The sequence below is a fragment of the Rhizobium sp. FG96 genome, assembly GCF_057808655.1.
Map to the genome: position 1 here is coordinate 1 of NZ_JBMDIL010000023.1, position 15,839 is coordinate 15,839.

At 61.8% G+C, this 15,839-nt stretch carries 18 protein-coding genes and 1 pseudogene; 7 read left to right on the top strand and 12 right to left on the bottom strand.

The genetic code is table 11. From position 1 onward, the window contains the following. Window positions 1-113: 113 nt before the first annotated feature. Together panB and panC are read right to left on the bottom strand one after the other, a co-directional pair. The gene (gene panB, locus ACODR6_RS30950) at window positions 114-935 is read right to left on the bottom strand and encodes a 3-methyl-2-oxobutanoate hydroxymethyltransferase (protein ID WP_489026320.1); all 822 of its coding nucleotides are present in this window, start codon (window positions 933-935) and stop codon (window positions 114-116) included. Beyond that, complete coding sequence (panC, locus tag ACODR6_RS30955; RefSeq protein ID WP_489026321.1) at window positions 932-1,807, bottom strand: pantoate--beta-alanine ligase; 876 nt, start codon at window positions 1,805-1,807, stop codon at window positions 932-934. Before panC ends, panB begins: the two co-directional genes overlap by 4 nt. A gap of 223 nt (window positions 1,808-2,030) precedes the next feature. Here panC and ACODR6_RS30960 point away from each other — a divergent pair, with 223 nt between their 5' ends. The 4 genes from ACODR6_RS30960 (at window position 2,031) to ACODR6_RS30975 (ending at window position 4,679) form a co-directional block, all read left to right on the top strand. Next, window positions 2,031-2,339 carry a hypothetical protein gene (locus tag ACODR6_RS30960; RefSeq protein WP_449096993.1) on the top strand — a complete coding sequence of 103 codons (309 nt, stop codon included), beginning with the start codon at window positions 2,031-2,033 and terminating at the stop codon, window positions 2,337-2,339. Between the two features lie 45 nt (window positions 2,340-2,384). Beyond that, window positions 2,385-2,888: a winged helix-turn-helix transcriptional regulator gene (locus ACODR6_RS30965; RefSeq protein WP_203428888.1), complete on the top strand. Its 504-nt coding sequence runs from the start codon at window positions 2,385-2,387 to the stop codon at window positions 2,886-2,888. A 13-nt stretch (window positions 2,889-2,901) separates the two neighbouring features. Next, window positions 2,902-4,167: a beta-ketoacyl-ACP synthase II gene (gene fabF, locus ACODR6_RS30970; protein WP_489026323.1), complete on the top strand. Its 1,266-nt coding sequence runs from the start codon at window positions 2,902-2,904 to the stop codon at window positions 4,165-4,167. 83 nt (window positions 4,168-4,250) lie between these two features. After that, window positions 4,251-4,679, top strand: coding sequence for a DUF4864 domain-containing protein (locus ACODR6_RS30975; RefSeq protein WP_112711903.1), 429 nt, complete (start codon window positions 4,251-4,253; stop codon window positions 4,677-4,679). A 2-nt stretch (window positions 4,680-4,681) separates the two neighbouring features. On the opposite strand, the gene tgt is transcribed toward ACODR6_RS30975, so the two are convergent. The 5 genes from tgt to coaD all read right to left on the bottom strand — a co-directional run bounded on the left by tgt (window position 4,682) and on the right by coaD (window position 8,603). Beyond that, window positions 4,682-5,812, bottom strand: a complete 1,131-nt coding sequence (tgt, locus tag ACODR6_RS30980; RefSeq protein ID WP_489026325.1) for a tRNA guanosine(34) transglycosylase Tgt — start codon at window positions 5,810-5,812, stop codon at window positions 4,682-4,684. After that, window positions 5,809-6,894 carry a tRNA preQ1(34) S-adenosylmethionine ribosyltransferase-isomerase QueA gene (queA, locus tag ACODR6_RS30985; RefSeq protein ID WP_130278330.1) on the bottom strand — a complete coding sequence of 362 codons (1,086 nt, stop codon included), beginning with the start codon at window positions 6,892-6,894 and terminating at the stop codon, window positions 5,809-5,811. The genes tgt and queA overlap by 4 nt, the downstream gene beginning before the upstream one ends. A gap of 72 nt (window positions 6,895-6,966) precedes the next feature. Further along, complete coding sequence (locus tag ACODR6_RS30990; protein ID WP_199629284.1) at window positions 6,967-7,476, bottom strand: peptidylprolyl isomerase; 510 nt, start codon at window positions 7,474-7,476, stop codon at window positions 6,967-6,969. Between the two features lie 43 nt (window positions 7,477-7,519). Continuing rightward, window positions 7,520-8,080: a peptidylprolyl isomerase gene (locus ACODR6_RS30995; protein ID WP_489026328.1), complete on the bottom strand. Its 561-nt coding sequence runs from the start codon at window positions 8,078-8,080 to the stop codon at window positions 7,520-7,522. 28 nt (window positions 8,081-8,108) lie between these two features. Next, window positions 8,109-8,603 (bottom strand): pantetheine-phosphate adenylyltransferase, encoded by a 495-nt coding sequence (gene coaD, locus ACODR6_RS31000; protein WP_489026330.1) that lies wholly within the window; start codon window positions 8,601-8,603, stop codon window positions 8,109-8,111. A gap of 92 nt (window positions 8,604-8,695) precedes the next feature. On the opposite strand from coaD, the pseudogene ACODR6_RS31005 reads away from it, so the two are divergent. The 3 genes and pseudogenes from ACODR6_RS31005 to ACODR6_RS31015 all read left to right on the top strand — a co-directional run bounded on the left by ACODR6_RS31005 (window position 8,696) and on the right by ACODR6_RS31015 (window position 9,434). After that, window positions 8,696-8,971, top strand: a pseudogene (locus ACODR6_RS31005) (hypothetical protein). A gap of 139 nt (window positions 8,972-9,110) precedes the next feature. Continuing rightward, a complete protein-coding gene (locus tag ACODR6_RS31010) occupies window positions 9,111-9,266 on the top strand; it encodes a hypothetical protein (RefSeq protein WP_165402599.1) in 156 nt (51 codons plus the stop codon). Window positions 9,267-9,299: 33 nt separating this feature from the next. Continuing rightward, on the top strand, window positions 9,300-9,434 hold the full coding sequence (locus ACODR6_RS31015; RefSeq protein WP_281438207.1) for a hypothetical protein: 135 nt from the start codon (window positions 9,300-9,302) through the stop codon (window positions 9,432-9,434). Window positions 9,435-9,526: 92 nt separating this feature from the next. Here the strand turns inward: ACODR6_RS31015 and ACODR6_RS31020 are convergent, their stop codons facing one another. From ACODR6_RS31020 to gyrA, 5 genes are all read right to left on the bottom strand, one after another. Then, window positions 9,527-9,826 (bottom strand): hypothetical protein, encoded by a 300-nt coding sequence (locus ACODR6_RS31020; protein ID WP_246777487.1) that lies wholly within the window; start codon window positions 9,824-9,826, stop codon window positions 9,527-9,529. A gap of 14 nt (window positions 9,827-9,840) precedes the next feature. Continuing rightward, window positions 9,841-10,911, bottom strand: a complete 1,071-nt coding sequence (locus ACODR6_RS31025; protein ID WP_203428893.1) for a hypothetical protein — start codon at window positions 10,909-10,911, stop codon at window positions 9,841-9,843. Continuing rightward, the gene (locus tag ACODR6_RS31030; RefSeq protein ID WP_112711953.1) at window positions 10,911-11,318 is read right to left on the bottom strand and encodes a hypothetical protein; all 408 of its coding nucleotides are present in this window, start codon (window positions 11,316-11,318) and stop codon (window positions 10,911-10,913) included. Before ACODR6_RS31030 ends, ACODR6_RS31025 begins: the two co-directional genes overlap by 1 nt. Window positions 11,319-11,327: 9 nt before the next feature. Next, complete coding sequence (locus ACODR6_RS31035; protein WP_489026334.1) at window positions 11,328-12,821, bottom strand: FAD-binding oxidoreductase; 1,494 nt, start codon at window positions 12,819-12,821, stop codon at window positions 11,328-11,330. Window positions 12,822-12,925: 104 nt separating this feature from the next. After that, window positions 12,926-15,739 (bottom strand): DNA gyrase subunit A, encoded by a 2,814-nt coding sequence (gyrA, locus tag ACODR6_RS31040; protein WP_130278335.1) that lies wholly within the window; start codon window positions 15,737-15,739, stop codon window positions 12,926-12,928. Window positions 15,740-15,839 lie beyond the last annotated feature (100 nt).

The window sequence follows — 15,839 nt, forward strand, 5'->3', positions numbered from 1 at the left end:
CCACGCGGACATTTCTACCTTGCAAACCGCCGGACATTCCAACTCTCCCGCCACATTGCATAGGCGTTTCCGAGTGTCTGATAAAGCCGCCCGCTTCCCTCATTTGGCTGCGGTCACGTCCTGCGCTTGAACGTGTGCTCCACTGCCGGAAACGTTCGCGACCGGACGTCCTTCGCATATCCCTCTGCAGCGGACGCGGCGCGTTTGCCGAGTTCGTCGTAGCGTTTGACGAAGCGTGGCGTGAAATCGTTGAAGAGACCGAGCATGTCGTCGGAGACGAGGATCTGGCCGTCGCAGGCCGAGGATGCGCCGATGCCGATTGTCGGGATATGGATGGCCGATGTCATTTCGCGGGCCAGCGGCTCGACCGTGCCTTCGACGACGACGGCAAAGGCGCCGGAACCGCCGATCGCATGCGCATCGCGGCGGATCTTCGACGTCTCGTGTTCCGTATGGCCGACCGAGCGGTAGCCGCCGGCGGTATGGACGAGCTGCGGCATCAGGCCGATATGGCCAAGGACCGGAATGCCGCGAGCCGTCAGGAACGCGATCGTCTCCACCATCTCCTCGCCGCCCTCGAGCTTGACGGCGTCGCAGCCGGTTTCCTGCAGGATGCGGACGGCGTTGCGGAAGGCCACTTCCTTCGATTCCTGGTAGGTGCCGAACGGCATGTCGACGACGACGCAGGCCTTCTCGACGCCGCGCATCACGGCCTTGCCATGGGCGACCATCATGTCGAGCGTCACGGCCGTCGTGGTCTCCATGCCGTAGAGCACCATGCCGAGCGAATCCCCGACGAGGAGAAGATCGCAATGGGCATCGAGGAGACGCGCCATCGGCGTCGTATAGGCTGTCAGGCAGACGATCGGCGTGCCGCCCTTCATCGCGGTGATGCGGGATGGGGTCAGGCGCTTACTTGTTCCGGATGCACTCATCGCGCCGCTCCTATCCTTGCCACGCCCTGCCCGCCGATAACCCTGTTATCCAGCAGCCGCGTCGTGCCGATCCTGACGAAGAGCGCGACGACAACGGGATTGCTGATGACTTCGACCGGCTTCAGCGTCTCGGCGTCGCGCACGGCGACGACTTCGGGATTGGCGAGCGGCTCGCGGCCAAGGAATGCTTTCAGCAGATGTTCGAGCTCGGCCGGATCGGTCAAGCCGGCGGCGACCAGCCGCTCAGCCTCGGCGAGCGTCTGCGGCACGATGACCGCCGCCTTGCGCTCGCCGGCGCTCAGATAAACATTGCGCGACGACAGCGCGAGGCCGTCGTGATCACGCACTGTCGGCACGGGTACGATGCGCACCGGCAGCGCGAGATCATCGACCATGCGCCTGATGACAACGACCTGCTGATAGTCCTTCTCGCCGAAATAGGCGCGCTGCGGCTGGACGATATTGAAGAGCTTGCAGACGACGGTGGCGACGCCGGCGAAATGCCCGGGCCTCACCGCGCCTTCGAGTTCGCGGCCGATCTCGGGCACATCGACAACCGTCATCATCGGCTTCGGATACATGTCGGCGACACCGGGCGCGAACAGGATGTTGACGCCGCCCTGGCGGAGCATGACCGTGTCGCGGTCGAGATCGCGTGGATATTTGCTGAGGTCTTCGTTGGCACTGAACTGCAGCGGATTGACGAAGATCGAGGCGACGACGATGTCGTTCTCCACCCTCGCCCGCGCCACCAGCTCCATATGGCCGGCATGCAGATAGCCCATGGTCGGAACAAGGCCGATGGTTCGCGATTGCCGGCGCAGGGCCTCGAGTGCCGCGCGCAGTTCGCCGATGTCAGAGAAAACTCGCATTATCCACCCGTCACTCCACCTCGCGCGCATAGAAATTGCAATCGGGCCGGAAGGTCAATCCTCGTACGGGCCTTCGTCCAGGATATAAACGATTATATGCTAATCTGCTGATAATGGGAGCAAATTTCGGGAGGCTGAACTGTGCTGGAGGGCAGCGCCTGCCCTTGCCTTCCCGCCGATGATGCCAATCTCATGAGGTATCCTGTTTCAGCTGGAGGTTCCCTTGCCCTGGATTGCCTATATCGTTCATTTCATCGCCGCCGCGTTTCTGACCAACGGCATTCCGCATTTCGTCAACGGCGTCAGCGGCCGCGCTTTCAGGACGCCTTTCGTGAGGATGAGCGGCAGCAAGCTGAGCTCGCCCGAGGTCAACGTCATCTGGGGCTGGCTGAATTTCCTCATCGCCTTCCTGCTCTTCGCCAATATCGGGCCGCTCTATATCGGCACGCCCGGAGATACGATCTTCGTTGCTGCGGGCATGCTGGTGATGGGCGTCATTCTCGCCCGGGTCTTCAGTTCCGACGCACGCTGAAGAGTGACTTGCTAAAAGCAAGTAATTACGATAGTGACTTGCTTCATGCAACGGACCAGCTTTGCCATCTTTCCATGCCCTGCCGCCCGCGCGCTGAACAGCGTCGGCGATTCCTGGAGCATCATGATCCTGCGCGACGCCTTTCAGGGCCTGACGCGCTTCGACGATTTCCAGAAGAGCCTTGGGATCGCACCCAATATCCTGACGCGGCGCCTCGCCCACCTGGTCGAGGAAGGCATTTTCGAGAAGCGGCTCTATAGCGAGCGCCCTGCCCGCTACGAATATGTGCTGACCGCAAAGGGACAGGATTTCTTCCCGGTGCTGATGGCGCTCTCGACATGGGGCGGACGCCACGCGCCGCAGGAAGATCTCGCCTATCTTCTCGGCAATGCGTCCGGCGAAAAGCTTGATGCCAAGCTGGTCGATGCCAGGAACGGCGAAGAACTCACCCCCCGGAATACCTGCCTGCTGCCCGGCCCTGCGGCCGATGAGGCGGCGCATGAGCGCATCGCGCGGATGAAGGCCTGGTATCTGGGCTTTGATGCCTAGAAAGGACAAGAATATGGATCGGATCGTCGTTACCGGCATGGGCCTCGTCTCGCCGCTTGGAACGGGCGTCGAGACTGCCTGGAAGCGCCTGCTTGCGGGCGGCTCGGGGCTGCGCGTGCTGGGAGAGGATGTCGTCGGCGATCTGCCGGCCAAGGTCGGCGGTGTCGTACCCGACATTGCCGAGGATGCCGAAGGCGGCTTCGATCCCGACCGCTATATCGTGCCGAAAGACCAGAAGAAGATGGACCGCTTCATCCATTTCGCGATGGGAGCTGCCGACGAGGCTGTCCGCCAGGCTGGATGGATGCCGGAGGATACCGCTTCGCGGGAGCGCACGGCAACGATCATCGCCTCCGGCGTCGGCGGCTTTCCCGCCATCACCGATGCCGTGCGGACGGTCGAGACGCGTGGGCCGCGGCGTCTGTCGCCCTTCATCGTCCCCTCCTTCCTGGTCAATCTGGCAGCCGGTCAGGTCAGCATCAAATACGGCTTCAAGGGGCCGCTCGGTGCGCCTGTCACGGCCTGTGCCGCCAGCGTCCAAGCGATCGGCGACGCAGCGCGGCTGATCCGCTCCGGCGAGGCCGATGTGGCAATCTGCGGCGGTGCGGAAGCCTGTATCGATCGCGTCAGCCTCGGCGGCTTTGCGGCGGCGCGAGCGCTGTCGACGGGGTTCAACGAGACACCGGAACTCGCTTCGCGGCCGTTCGACACCCAGCGCGACGGTTTCGTCATGGGCGAAGGTGCGGGCATTCTGGTCATCGAGACGCTCGAACATGCGCTGGCGCGCGGCGCGACGCCGCTTGCCGAACTCGTCGGCTACGGCACGGCGGCTGACGCCTATCACATGACGGCCGGACCAGAGGATGGCGACGGCGCGCGCCGGGCGATGGAAGCCGCCATCCGTCAGGCGAAGATCGCTCCCTCCGAGATCAAGCATCTCAACGCTCACGCGACCTCCACCCCGGTCGGCGACCGCGGCGAGATGGCGGCGATCGCGACGGTTTTCGGCCGCAATGGCGAGATCGCCATCAGCTCGACGAAATCGGCGACCGGCCATCTGCTGGGTGCGGCAGGCGGGCTGGAGGCGATCTTCACGATCCTGGCGCTGCGCGATCAGATCGTCCCGCCGACGCGCAATCTCGAGGAAGCCGATCCGGTGGCAGAAGGCCTCGATATCGTCGGCAAGACGGCGCGCAAGGTCGAGATGGAATATGCGATCAGCAACGGCTTCGGCTTTGGCGGCGTCAATGCGAGCGCCCTCTTCCGCCGCTGGCATTAAACGCGATGGCGGGCGCTGAGCCCGCCACTTTCAAATCCCCGCAGATGCCCTACACTCCTGTCTATATGGCTGGAGGCTCCCGCATGCGTGCTCTATCCGCAATTCTCGTCCTGTGTGCCGCATTCATCACCGCATCTCTGCCTGCGCGAGCGGAAGACCCGCTGGAGACGACGCAGCAGGTTATCGAACGGCAGATCAGTGCCTTCCTGAAGGATGATCCGGATACGGCCTATTCCTATGCCGCACCTGGCATCAAGGCGCTGTTTCCGGACAAGAACGTGTTCTTCGCGATGGTGAAGAAGAGCTATGAGCCGGTCTATCATCCCGGCAATTACGCCTTCGGCCGCAGCAAGTCGGTCGATGACGGCGCGATGATCTATCAGGAAGTGCTGATTTCTGGCCGCGACGGCAAGGACTGGACGGCCATCTATCAGATGGCGCGCCAGCCTGACGGGCAATACAAGATCAATGGTGTCCAGATCGTTCCGAACACCGACAGCAAGGGTATCTGATCTCAAACCGGATCGAGATCGCCCCTCGCCCATTCTTCCATCGTCTCGGCCATGAAATCGGCGAAGCGGTCTTCGGCGATTGCCTTGCGGATGCCCTGCATCAGTTCCTGATAGTAGTTCAGGTTATGCCAGGAAAGCAGCATGCCGCCGAGCGCCTCGTTGGCGCGGACGAGGTGGTGCAGGTAGGCGCGGGAGTAATCGCGGGTTGCCGGGCAGTTCGACTGGTCGTCGAGCGGGCGCATGTCCTCGGCGTGGCGGGCATTGCGGATATTGACCTTGCCGCGGCGGGTGAAGGCCAGACCATGACGGCCGGAGCGGGTCGGCATCACGCAGTCGAACATGTCGATGCCGCGGGCGACCGACTTCAGCATGTCATCCGGCGTGCCGACGCCCATCAGATAGCGCGGCTTTTCGGTCGGCAGAACGGGGAGCGTCGTGTCGAGCATGCGCAGCATGACGTCCTGCGGCTCGCCGACGGCGAGGCCACCGACGGCATATCCCTTGAGGTCGAGCTGGGCCAGCGCTTCGGCTGAGCGGATACGCAGGTTCGGCTGGTCACCGCCCTGGACGATGCCGAACATCGCCTTGCCCGGCTGGTTGCCGAAGGCCACCTTGCAGCGCTCGGCCCAGCGCAGCGAGAGCTCCATGGCGCGCTCGATCTCGCGCGGTTCGGCGGGAAGCGCCACGCATTCGTCGAGCTGCATCTGGATATCGGAGCCGAGCAGGCCCTGGATCTCAATCGAACGCTCCGGCGACATGTGATGCAGGCTGCCGTCGACATGCGACTTGAAGGTCACGCCCTGCTCGTCGAGCTTGCGCAGACCGGAAAGCGACATGACCTGGAAACCGCCTGAATCCGTCAGGATCGGGTGTTCCCAGCGGATCAGCTTGTGCAGGCCGCCGAGGCGGGCGACGCGCTCGGCGCCAGGGCGCAGCATCAGGTGATAGGTATTGCCGAGAATGATATCAGCGCCGGTGTCACGCACCTGGTCGAGATACATCGCCTTGACGGTGCCGACGGTACCGACGGGCATGAAGGCCGGCGTGCGGATCGTGCCGCGCGGCATGGAGATTTCACCAAGGCGGGCGCCGCCATCGGTCTTCTTGAGGGTGAACTGGAAGTTCTCGGTCATCTGTCGTTCCGGAAAAGAAGGCTCGAATCGCCGTAGGAATAGAAGCGGTAGCCTGTCGAAATGGCGTGTTCGTAGGCCGCGTGCATGGTCTCGAAACCGGCAAAGGCGGAGACAAGCATGAACAGCGTCGAACGCGGCAGGTGAAAATTGGTCATCAGCATATCGACCGCCTTGAAGCGGTAGCCCGGCGTGATGAAGATGCCGGTGGCACCGGCCCAGGGCAGGATTTCGCCGCTGTCGGCCGCCGCACTCTCGATCAACCGCAGCGACGTGGTTCCGACGCAGACGATGCGCCCGCCCCTCGCCCTGACGGCGTTGAGCTTGGCGGCAATCTCCTCGGTCACATAACCGCTTTCGAGATGCATCTTGTGATCGTCGGTATCATCGGCCTTCACCGGCAGGAAGGTTCCGGCACCGACATGCAGCGTCACGAAATGGCGTTCGATGCCGGCCTTGTCGAGAGCGGCAAAGAGCTCCGGCGTGAAATGCAGGCCGGCCGTTGGTGCGGCGACAGCGCCCTCCTCGCGGGCGTAGATCGTCTGGTAGTCGGCGCGGTCGCGCTCGTCTTCCGGGCGCTTGGCAGCGATATAGGGTGGAAGCGGGATATGGCCGACCGAAGCGATCGCTTCGTCAAGCGCCGGACCCGAGAGATCGAATGCGAGTGTTACCTCGCCGGCATCGCCTTTCTCGACGACGGTGCAATCGAGCTGGCCGAGAGAGCAGCTTTCGCCGCTATGGCCAAAGGCAATGCGATCGCCTTCCTTGATGCGCTTGCCGGGCTTTGCGAAGGCCTTCCAGCGGTTGGCGCCGACACGCATGTGCAGCGTCGCCGAAACCTGCTGGCCGCCCGCCCCTTCGCGATGGCGGATGCCCTCGAGCTGCGCGGGAATGACCTTGGTGTCGTTGAAAACCAGCGCGTCGCCGGGCTTCAGGAAATTCGGGAGATCGCGAACAATATGGTCGCTCAGCACCTCGCCGGCGGACGCATCGACGACCAGCAGGCGCGCGCTGTCGCGCGGCTCGGCGGGCCTCAGGGCAATCCGCTCATCCGGCAGGTCGAAATCGAAAAGGTCTACGCGCATCGGGGTACTTTCAGGCAAAGCGAAACCCGCCCCACGTTCTCACGCAAGGGCGGGTTCCGTCAGAAATCACAATCAGACGTCGGCGGCAACCCGCATCGAGACTATCGAATCCGGGTCTACGACCGGCTCGCCCTTCTTGATCTTGTCGACGTTGTCCATGCCTTCGATGACCTGGCCCCAGACGGAATACTGCTTGTTGAGCCACGGAGAATCCGCAAGGCAGATGAAGAACTGGCTGTTGGCCGAGTTCGGGTTCTGCGAGCGGGCCATGGAGCAAACGCCGCGAATATGCGGAGTGGCGGAGAATTCTGCCTTCAGGTCCGGCTTCTCGGAGCCGCCCATGCCTGCACGGCCCGGGTTGAAGCTCTCGCTGCCCTTCTTGCCGAACTTGACGTCGCCGGTCTGGGCCATGAAGTCGTTGATGACGCGGTGGAAGACGACGCCGTCATAGGCCTTCTCGCGAGCGAGTTCCTTGATGCGGGCAACATGCTCAGGTGCCACCTGCGGCAGGAGCGCGATAACGACCTTGCCCTTGGTGGTTTCCAGGATGATGGTGTTTTCGGGATCCTTGATCTCGGCCATTGTTATTCTCCTCGTTCTTCTTGTGGAATGATGTGGCTGCCGGTCACTTGCCGACAGTTACCTTGACCATGCGGTCGGGATTGCTGACTTCGCCGTTCTGGCCTTCGCCCTTCTTGATCTTGTCGACGAATTCCATGCCGGAAACGACCTTGCCGACGACCGTGTACTGGCCGTTCAGGAAGGAGCCTTCAGCGAACATGATGAAAAACTGCGAATTGGCCGAATCCGGATCCTGCGAGCGCGCCATGCCAACCGTGCCGCGCACGAAAGGCGTCTTGGAGAACTCGGCGGGGATGTTCGGAAGATCGGAACCGCCGGTGCCTGCGAGGCTCGGGTCGAAGCCCTTCGACATGTTGCCGTACTGGACGTCGCCGGTCTGGGCCATGAAGCCGTCGATGACGCGGTGGAAGGCGACGTTGTCATAGGCGCCCTTCTTGGCAAGCGCTTCGATCTGCGCGACGTGCTTGGGCGCAACGTCAGGCGCAAGCTGGATCACGACCGGACCATCCTTCAGCTGGATGGTCAGCGTATCGGCAGCAAGGGCGTCGCCGGCGAAAGAGGCAATATAAAGCACGGCGGCAAAGGCGACATAAAAGAGTTTCATTGTAGCTCCGGTGCGGCGGACGACCGCCTCAAGATTTGCGCTTGGATTGAAGGGCTTTAAGAACTGCGGCCGGTACGAAGGCGCTGACATCTCCACCCATGGCGGCGATTTGGCGGACCAATGTGGCGGTTATGGGCCGCGATGCCGTTCCGGCCGGCAGAAAGATGGTCTGGATATCCGGCGCCATCTGCCGGTTCATGCCGGCCATCTGCATTTCATAGTCGAGATCGGTGCCGTCGCGCAGGCCGCGGATCAGCAGCGAGGCCTTATGCTCGCGCGCCGCATCGACGACGAGATTGTCGAAGGAGACGACCTCGATGCCAGCAGCCTTCTGCGGCAGGATTTCGGCGAGCGACTTGCGGATGAGATCGGCACGCTCCTCGAAGGAAAACAGCGGCGCCTTACCCGGATGAATGCCGATCGCAACGATGACTTTTTCGGCGACGTTCAGCGCCTGAACAAGCACATCCATATGTCCGTTGGTGATCGGGTCGAAGGACCCCGGATAAAAAGCAAGCGTCATGGGACCCGGCCGTTTCGTTCGTTGCCTTTTGTCACGGATGCCCCTTTACCGCAAGTCATTTGGCATGCCGGTGCCGGATGCGTGAACGGCTGATGAATGGGTCGTTCAAGGCCGTTTCAGATGCGATCTGCATAATCAAAATCGTCAACGCAGCCGATGCCATTCCGGCATCCGGCTCTCCCCGGAAGTCACTTCGATGCTCATGCTCCTGATCGCCCTTGCCGTCATCATCTCCCTTATCGGCGAAGTGGCCTATGGGCTTCTCAAGGAGAAGTACGAGGTACGCTGGGTGCGCCCGGAGGTCAACGAGCATTATGCACTGATGCGCCAGCTCGGCCGGCTGCGGTGAAAACGGGCCTCGAATCTGAACGCCAGATGAACGAGGCATTCAAGGTCGCTTCAGACCAAGCTTAGTAAACGACACGTCAACATCCCACGGAACCATTTCCAGGCGGATGCATTTAAACACCGAAGCGTAGATGCGATACGCGCAAGAAGGAAAAGAAGATGCCCGATAAGATTACCGTCATTAACGTTTTCTGGATGGCAATGATTACGGGAATGCTTACTGCAACTGTCGCACTCTATGACCAGAAGCCTGATACGTCCAAGGTATATGGCCCTTACGCCGCTGCCCGCACGGCAATCGTAAGCCAGTACTGAGGAACGTGAACGCAACTTCGGAAAGGATTGCCCATGTTCACGATTTTGACCGTTCTGACCGCCCTCATCAGCGTAATGTTCATCGTGTCCGTGGCGTCAACGATTTCCGCTCTTCGCCGTGAAAGCGAAGAGGTGAAGGCTTACAACGAAAAGCGCATCACTTTCTAAAGCCAGTTCCCCTGCCCTGAGCGCATTCCCCTCCGTGCTCGGGCAATTCAAAAAGCCGGACGCCTTCCCCGCGGCCGGCTTTTTCTTTGTCGTTATGCCGGGCGATAGGCGAGGCAGCCGCTCTTGCGGTAGGGCAGCACGAGGATTGCTCCCGATGCATAGAGCTTGCGGACGTAATCGGGGCTTTCACCGCGCACCACAGCAAAGACCGATCCCCAGCGCAGCAGCTTGACGCCATCAGGGAGGCTCGCCGGGCTGCCGGGCGGGCGGAAGACCATGGCGGCAGGCGCCTCCCCGGTTGCGGCGAAAATGCCGGCAAACAGCATGAAGACGGCGCAGAGGATGACGAGAGCCGTCACACCCGTTTTTGCGATCCGCCGCGTCCATGCCATCACCGCACTCCCTTTCAGAAGTCGAATATATGCTCGATGCCGGGATCGGCAATCGGCCGATCGCGCAGCAGCTGCGCCAGATCGGTGATCCTGACCAGAACCAGCAGCCGGTCGTTATCGAAGCCGGCGCGCGGGAAACGGGCGATCAGCTCACCGGGCGGTGGCGCCTGATCGCTCGCCGGTGCAGTCAGCGACACCATGATCTGGTCATTTCCGGCAATCTCCCGGACATTTCCGCCCGCCTTGGCGATGTCGGAGAGAATATGGGTGAAGCGGTCGTAGCGAGGTGTTTCGATAAGGATGCCATTGGCACTTTCGGAGACGACGCGGACATCGGGCATTGCCGACAGCGCCTCGGCCGGCATACCGGAAACAACGGAGAAGATCGTCAGCTTGGCCTCGCCGGTGGCTGCCACCGCATCGGCGATCATTCCGGCATAGGCGATCTTCGCCTTCCATTCACCGCCGAGCGCCAGGCGGCGTTCCCAACCGCGCAGGGGCTCATCGACGGATGCCGCCCAGAGCTTGTCGATCTGTGGCTGGAAGGGATATTTGTACCAGGGCGTCTGGCGCAGAAAGGCGGCGTAATCGATCGCCATGTCGCGGGCGACACTATCCTGCGGCGTCTTCTGATCGCCACGCCAATAAGCGGTCAGCCGTCCCAGCGTTTCTTCATAGGCAGCCTTCAGGCCCATTTCGAGGGTGAAACTGACGCCGATCGTCGCGACCATCATGCGCGTCTGCGTGTCGGCGCCGCCGTGGCGGTCGGCGATCGCCGTCAGTGCACAATCGGCCTTCCAGAAATCCTTGACGCTGGCGAGATAATCGAAGCGGTATTCATCGCCCGTCTTCAGGACCTCGGCCAGACCGTCATAGGCATAGACGATATGCCACTCGGGATAGGTCAGGAATGTATTGGCCTCCTCGCGGCGCATGGCGGGATCGCGGATCAGTGGGCTGTAGCTATCTGCCTGCGGATCGGCATGGCAGAAGGTCTCCACATAGGCGGCAGGACTCAGAAGGAGGAGCACAACCACGACGACGGCGGCGACGAACAATGCGAGGATCTTGAAAGCCCGGCGCATCAGCGCGCCTCGCTGCGGAAGATGTAGCTCGATGCGATCGCTGCGCCGCCAAGGAAGAGATGCGGCAGGTTTGCGAGGATCTTGAAGCCGAACGGCAGGTCCTGGATGCCGTAATTGACGATGCCGAGATCAAGATAGCCGGAGCCGGTGATCAGGCCGAGCAGGCCATCGGTGAAATAGAGCAGGCCGAAATAGAAGAGGAAGAAGCGCGAGGCTCGCACCGAGAGATAGGCAGCGATCGCAGCCCAGAGCGCCGAAGCCAGATGCAGGCTGTCGTCATAAATATCGAGCGCGAAGATGCCGAAGGCCCTGCCCTCGGCGTCCGTCAGGCCGGGAATGTAATTCAGCGCCGCGGCAAACAGCAGCGCCACGGTATAAAGCCCGGCAATCAGTCGAAGCTTGCTCATCATTCCCCCTCAGATCTTGCCCAGATAATTATCCCAGAAGCGGTTGCGGAACAGCAGGCCGGGATCAGCCTTGCGTTTTGCCGCAGCGAAATCACCTGCCCGGACATAGGCCCGCTGCAGCTGGTCGAGGCGCGCATGCGGCCGGTACGGCAGATAATAGCTGCCGCCGATGGCAATGACGCGCTCGATCAGCGCCTCCGTCATCCGCGCCATATCGGCCTCGCCGCGCACGGTCTTCTCCTGCGAAAACAGCATGACCGCGGCAATGCGCGGCTCTGTTGCATAGGCCAGGACACTGTCGCTATCGGTGTTCACATAACGTAGCGTGATATTCAGCAGCTGCTGATAAGAGGCCGGGATAACCTCCTGGCAAGCCGTGACAAAATCGGCAAAGCGCGACGGCGAGACGAAATATTCGTGCAGGATATCGGTGCGCGTGGGATCGCGGTCGTCGAGGGTGATGACGGGTTCGTTCATCAGGCTGTTGCGCGTCGATGCGGCGGCGATCTGCGGGTTCAGCACCGCCTCCGTCCACCAGCGCATATGCTTGACGCCGTCGGAGCCGAGCTGGCGGCGGAAGATTTCGCGCGAGACGTGGCTGATGAGACCGGAGCCGGTCGCCGCCGGGATATTCGACTGATCGGCGGAGGGGCGGTAGGTGATCAGCAGCGCATCTTCGAAGAAGCGGTCGAGCGAGATATCCATGCGGCCATAGGCCATCTGGATCGTGGGATCGGACGCAAGGACCTCGGCAAAGCGGCGGCCGATATCCTCGCCGGCCAGATGCTCGAAACTCGGGTCCAGCAGGGTATTCGGCACCATGTCGAGCTCAAGTTCGGTAATGACGCCGAACAGGCCGTAGCCACCCATCGCGTGATTGAAGAGCTCGGTATTCTCAGTGCGCGAGCAGGTCAGCAGATTGCCGTCAGCCGTCATTATCTTCATCGAGTGCACAGTGCTGCCGCAGCCGCTGAAGGGTACCGGCCAGCCATGCGCATTGACGGAAAAGGTGCTGGCGACGCCGAAATCGTTATTCGACTGCATGACGGCGGGCGAAAAGCCGATTGCATCGAGCTTGCGGATGATCGTCGACCAGCGGGCACCGGCTGCGACGCGATAGGTCTTGGCCGAGGTGTCGGCCTCCAGCCAATCCTGATCGAGGGTCAGGGCCGTGCCGTTCAGCGGCAGGCTATGGCCGCCCATGGAATGACGCGCGGCGCTGGCGGCGAACGATTGACCGTTGCTGCGGGCGTCGGCAAGCGCGGCACGGAGCTTGCCGATCAACACGTCCTGTGGCGGCTCGTTAAAGGTCAGATGCTGGGCGACCGGGGTCGGTGAAAGCTCGCCCGCGTCGTTGAGGATGGTGGCGCTTGAGGAAACATCGTCTTCTGGCGGGAAAGCCGGACCAGGATCGCTCACCGGCGTCAGAAGATACTGCCCTGCAACGGCGCCGGCGATCGCCGAGCCCGCAACGAGAACGCCGCGCCGCGTCCAATTCCCCATGATTCCCTCGCCCTAAAATCAACTCAGACTAGCAGGAATCTCTTTAGCGCATAAAAAAACCGGGCGGCAGGGGCCGCCCGGTTTTCCAGCCAAAGCCGGTTAAATTATTCTTCCGTGGAAGATGAAGGTTCGTCGCCTTCGGTTGCCGGAGGCACTGCGCCGGCTTCGATCGGCGTTTCGTTGGTGATCTCACCAACGTCTTCGCTGTCGTCTTCCGGTTCGCTGATGCGCTCGACCGAAACCACCTTCTCATCCTTGGCGGTCGAGAAGATCGTGACGCCCTTCGTCGCACGGCTGGCGATGCGGATGCCGCCGACCGGAACACGGATCAACTGGCCACCATCGGAGACGAGCATGATCTGGTCGCCGTCATCAACCGGGAAGGCAGCGACGAGTGCGCCGATTTCGCCCGTCTTCGACGTGTCGGTGGCGCGGATACCCTTGCCGCCGCGGCCGGAGATGCGGAAGTCGTAAGACGAGGAACGCTTGCCGTAGCCCTTTTCGGAGACCGTCAGCACGAACTGTTCACGTGCCTTCAGCTCTTCGTAGCGCTCGTCGTTGAGCTGTCCCTCTTCGGTGACTTCTTCACCGACGAGAGCGATATCCTCCTCATCGACGCCGGTTGCGCGACGCTCTGCAGCGGAACGCTTCAGATAGGCAGCACGTTCCCACGGCTCAGCATCGACATGGCCGACGATCGTCATCGAGATGATGCTGTCGCCATCGCCGAGGTTGATACCGCGAACACCGATCGAGTTGCGGCCGGCAAAGACACGGACGTCATCGACCGGGAAGCGGATGCACTGGCCGAGCGCCGTGGTCAGAAGCACGTCGTCGTGCTCGGTGCAGGTCTCGACGGAGAGGATTTCATCGCCCTCCTCTTCCAGCTTCATGGCGATCTTGCCGTTGCGGTTCACCTGGACGAAATCCGACAACTTGTTGCGGCGAACGGTGCCGCGCGTCGTCGAGAACATCACGTCGAGGCTTTCCCAGCTGTCCTCATCCTCGGGCAGCGGCAGGATCGTCGTGATGCGTTCGCCGGGTGCCAGCGGCAGCATGTTGATGAGCGCCTTGCCGCGCGAGGTCGGCGTGCCGATCGGCAGGCGCCAGACCTTTTCCTTGTAGACGATACCGCGCGACGAGAAGAACAGAACGGGCGTATGTGTGTTGACCACAAATAGCCGGCTAACGAAATCTTCGTCGCGGGTGGTCATGCCGGAGCGGCCCTTGCCGCCGCGGCGCTGCGCACGGTAGGTCGTCAGCGGCACGCGCTTGATATAACCGAGATGCGAGACGGTCACGACCATGTCTTCACGGGCGATGAGGTCTTCATCGTCCATTTCGAGACCGCCATCGATGATCTCGGTGCGGCGCGGTGTGCCGAACTCGTCGCGAACGGCGCCCAGCTCTTCCTTGACGATGGTCATGATGCGAATGCGAGACGACAGAATATCGAGGTAATCCTTGATTTCTTCGCCGATTTTGTTGAGTTCGTCGCCGATTTCGTCGCGGCCGAGCGCCGTCAGACGGGCGAGACGCAGTTCGAGGATAGCGCGGGCCTGCTCTTCCGAGAGGTTATACGTCATGTCCTCGTTGATCCGGTGACGCGGATCGTCGATCAAACGGATCAGGCTTTCGACATCCGCTGCCGGCCAGCGGCGCGTCATCAGCTGTTCGCGTGCGGTCGCAGGATCCGGCGCCTGGCGGATGACGCGGATGACTTCGTCGATATTGGCAACCGAGATCGCCAGACCGACCAAGACGTGGGCGCGCTCACGCGCCTTGCGGAGAAGGAATTTCGTTCTCCGGCTAACGACTTCTTCGCGGAAGGCAACGAAGGCGCGGAGCATGTCGAGCAGGTTGAGCTGTTCCGGCTTGCCGCCGTTCAGTGCCACCATGTTGCAGCCGAAGGAGGTCTGCAGCGGCGTGTAACGGTAAAGCTGGTTCAGGATGACGTCGGCATTGGCGTCGCGCTTCAGCTCGACGACGACGCGGTAGCCCTGGCGGTCAGATTCGTCGCGCAGGTCGGAGATGCCCTCGATGCGCTTTTCGCGCACCAGCTCGGCCATCTTCTCGATCATCGTCGCCTTGTTCACCTGATAGGGGATTTCGGTGATGATGATCTGTTCGCGATCGCCGCGCATCGGCTCGATCGTGGCAACGCCGCGCATGACGACGGAACCGCGGCCCGTCTCATAGGCCGAGCGGATGCCGGAACGGCCGAGGATCTTGGCGCCGGTCGGGAAGTCCGGGCCCGGGATGATCTGCATCAGATCCGGCAGCTCAATCGCCGGATTGTCGATCAGCGCGATACAGCCGTCGATGACTTCGACGAGATTGTGCGGCGGGATGTTGGTCGCCATACCGACGGCGATGCCGCCTGCGCCGTTGACCAGCAGGTTCGGGAATTTCGCGGGCACCACCGACGGCTCGGAAAGCGTGCCGTCGTAGTTGTCGCGGAAATCGACCGTTTCCTTGTCGAGGTCGTCGAGCAGCGAATGCGCGGCCTTTTCCAGGCGGCATTCGGTGTAGCGTTCGGCCGCCGGCGGGTCACCGTCGACGGAGCCGAAATTGCCCTGGCCGTCGATCAGCGGCAGGCGAAGAGACCAGTCCTGCGCCATACGGGCGAGCGCATCGTAGATCGCCGAGTTGCCGTGCGGATGGTATTTACCCATCACGTCACCGGTTACGCGGGCGCATTTGACGTATTTCTTGTTCCAGTCGATGCCGAGCTCGGACATACCGTAAAGGATGCGCCGGTGGACGGGCTTCAGGCCGTCGCGCACGTCAGGAAGCGCGCGGCTGACGATAACGCTCATCGCGTAATCGAGATAGGACCGCTGCATTTCCTCCATGATGGAGATGGGCTCGATGCCTGGCGGGAGCTTCCCGCCGCCTGGGGGTGTTTGTTCAGTCAAAACAGATCACGATCTCTTTGTAGAATCACTGAAAGATTTATAGCGGAAAGCCCCGTTCCGCGCCAATTTGAGCGGGAGTTTTGAACAGGCTTTTACGGCG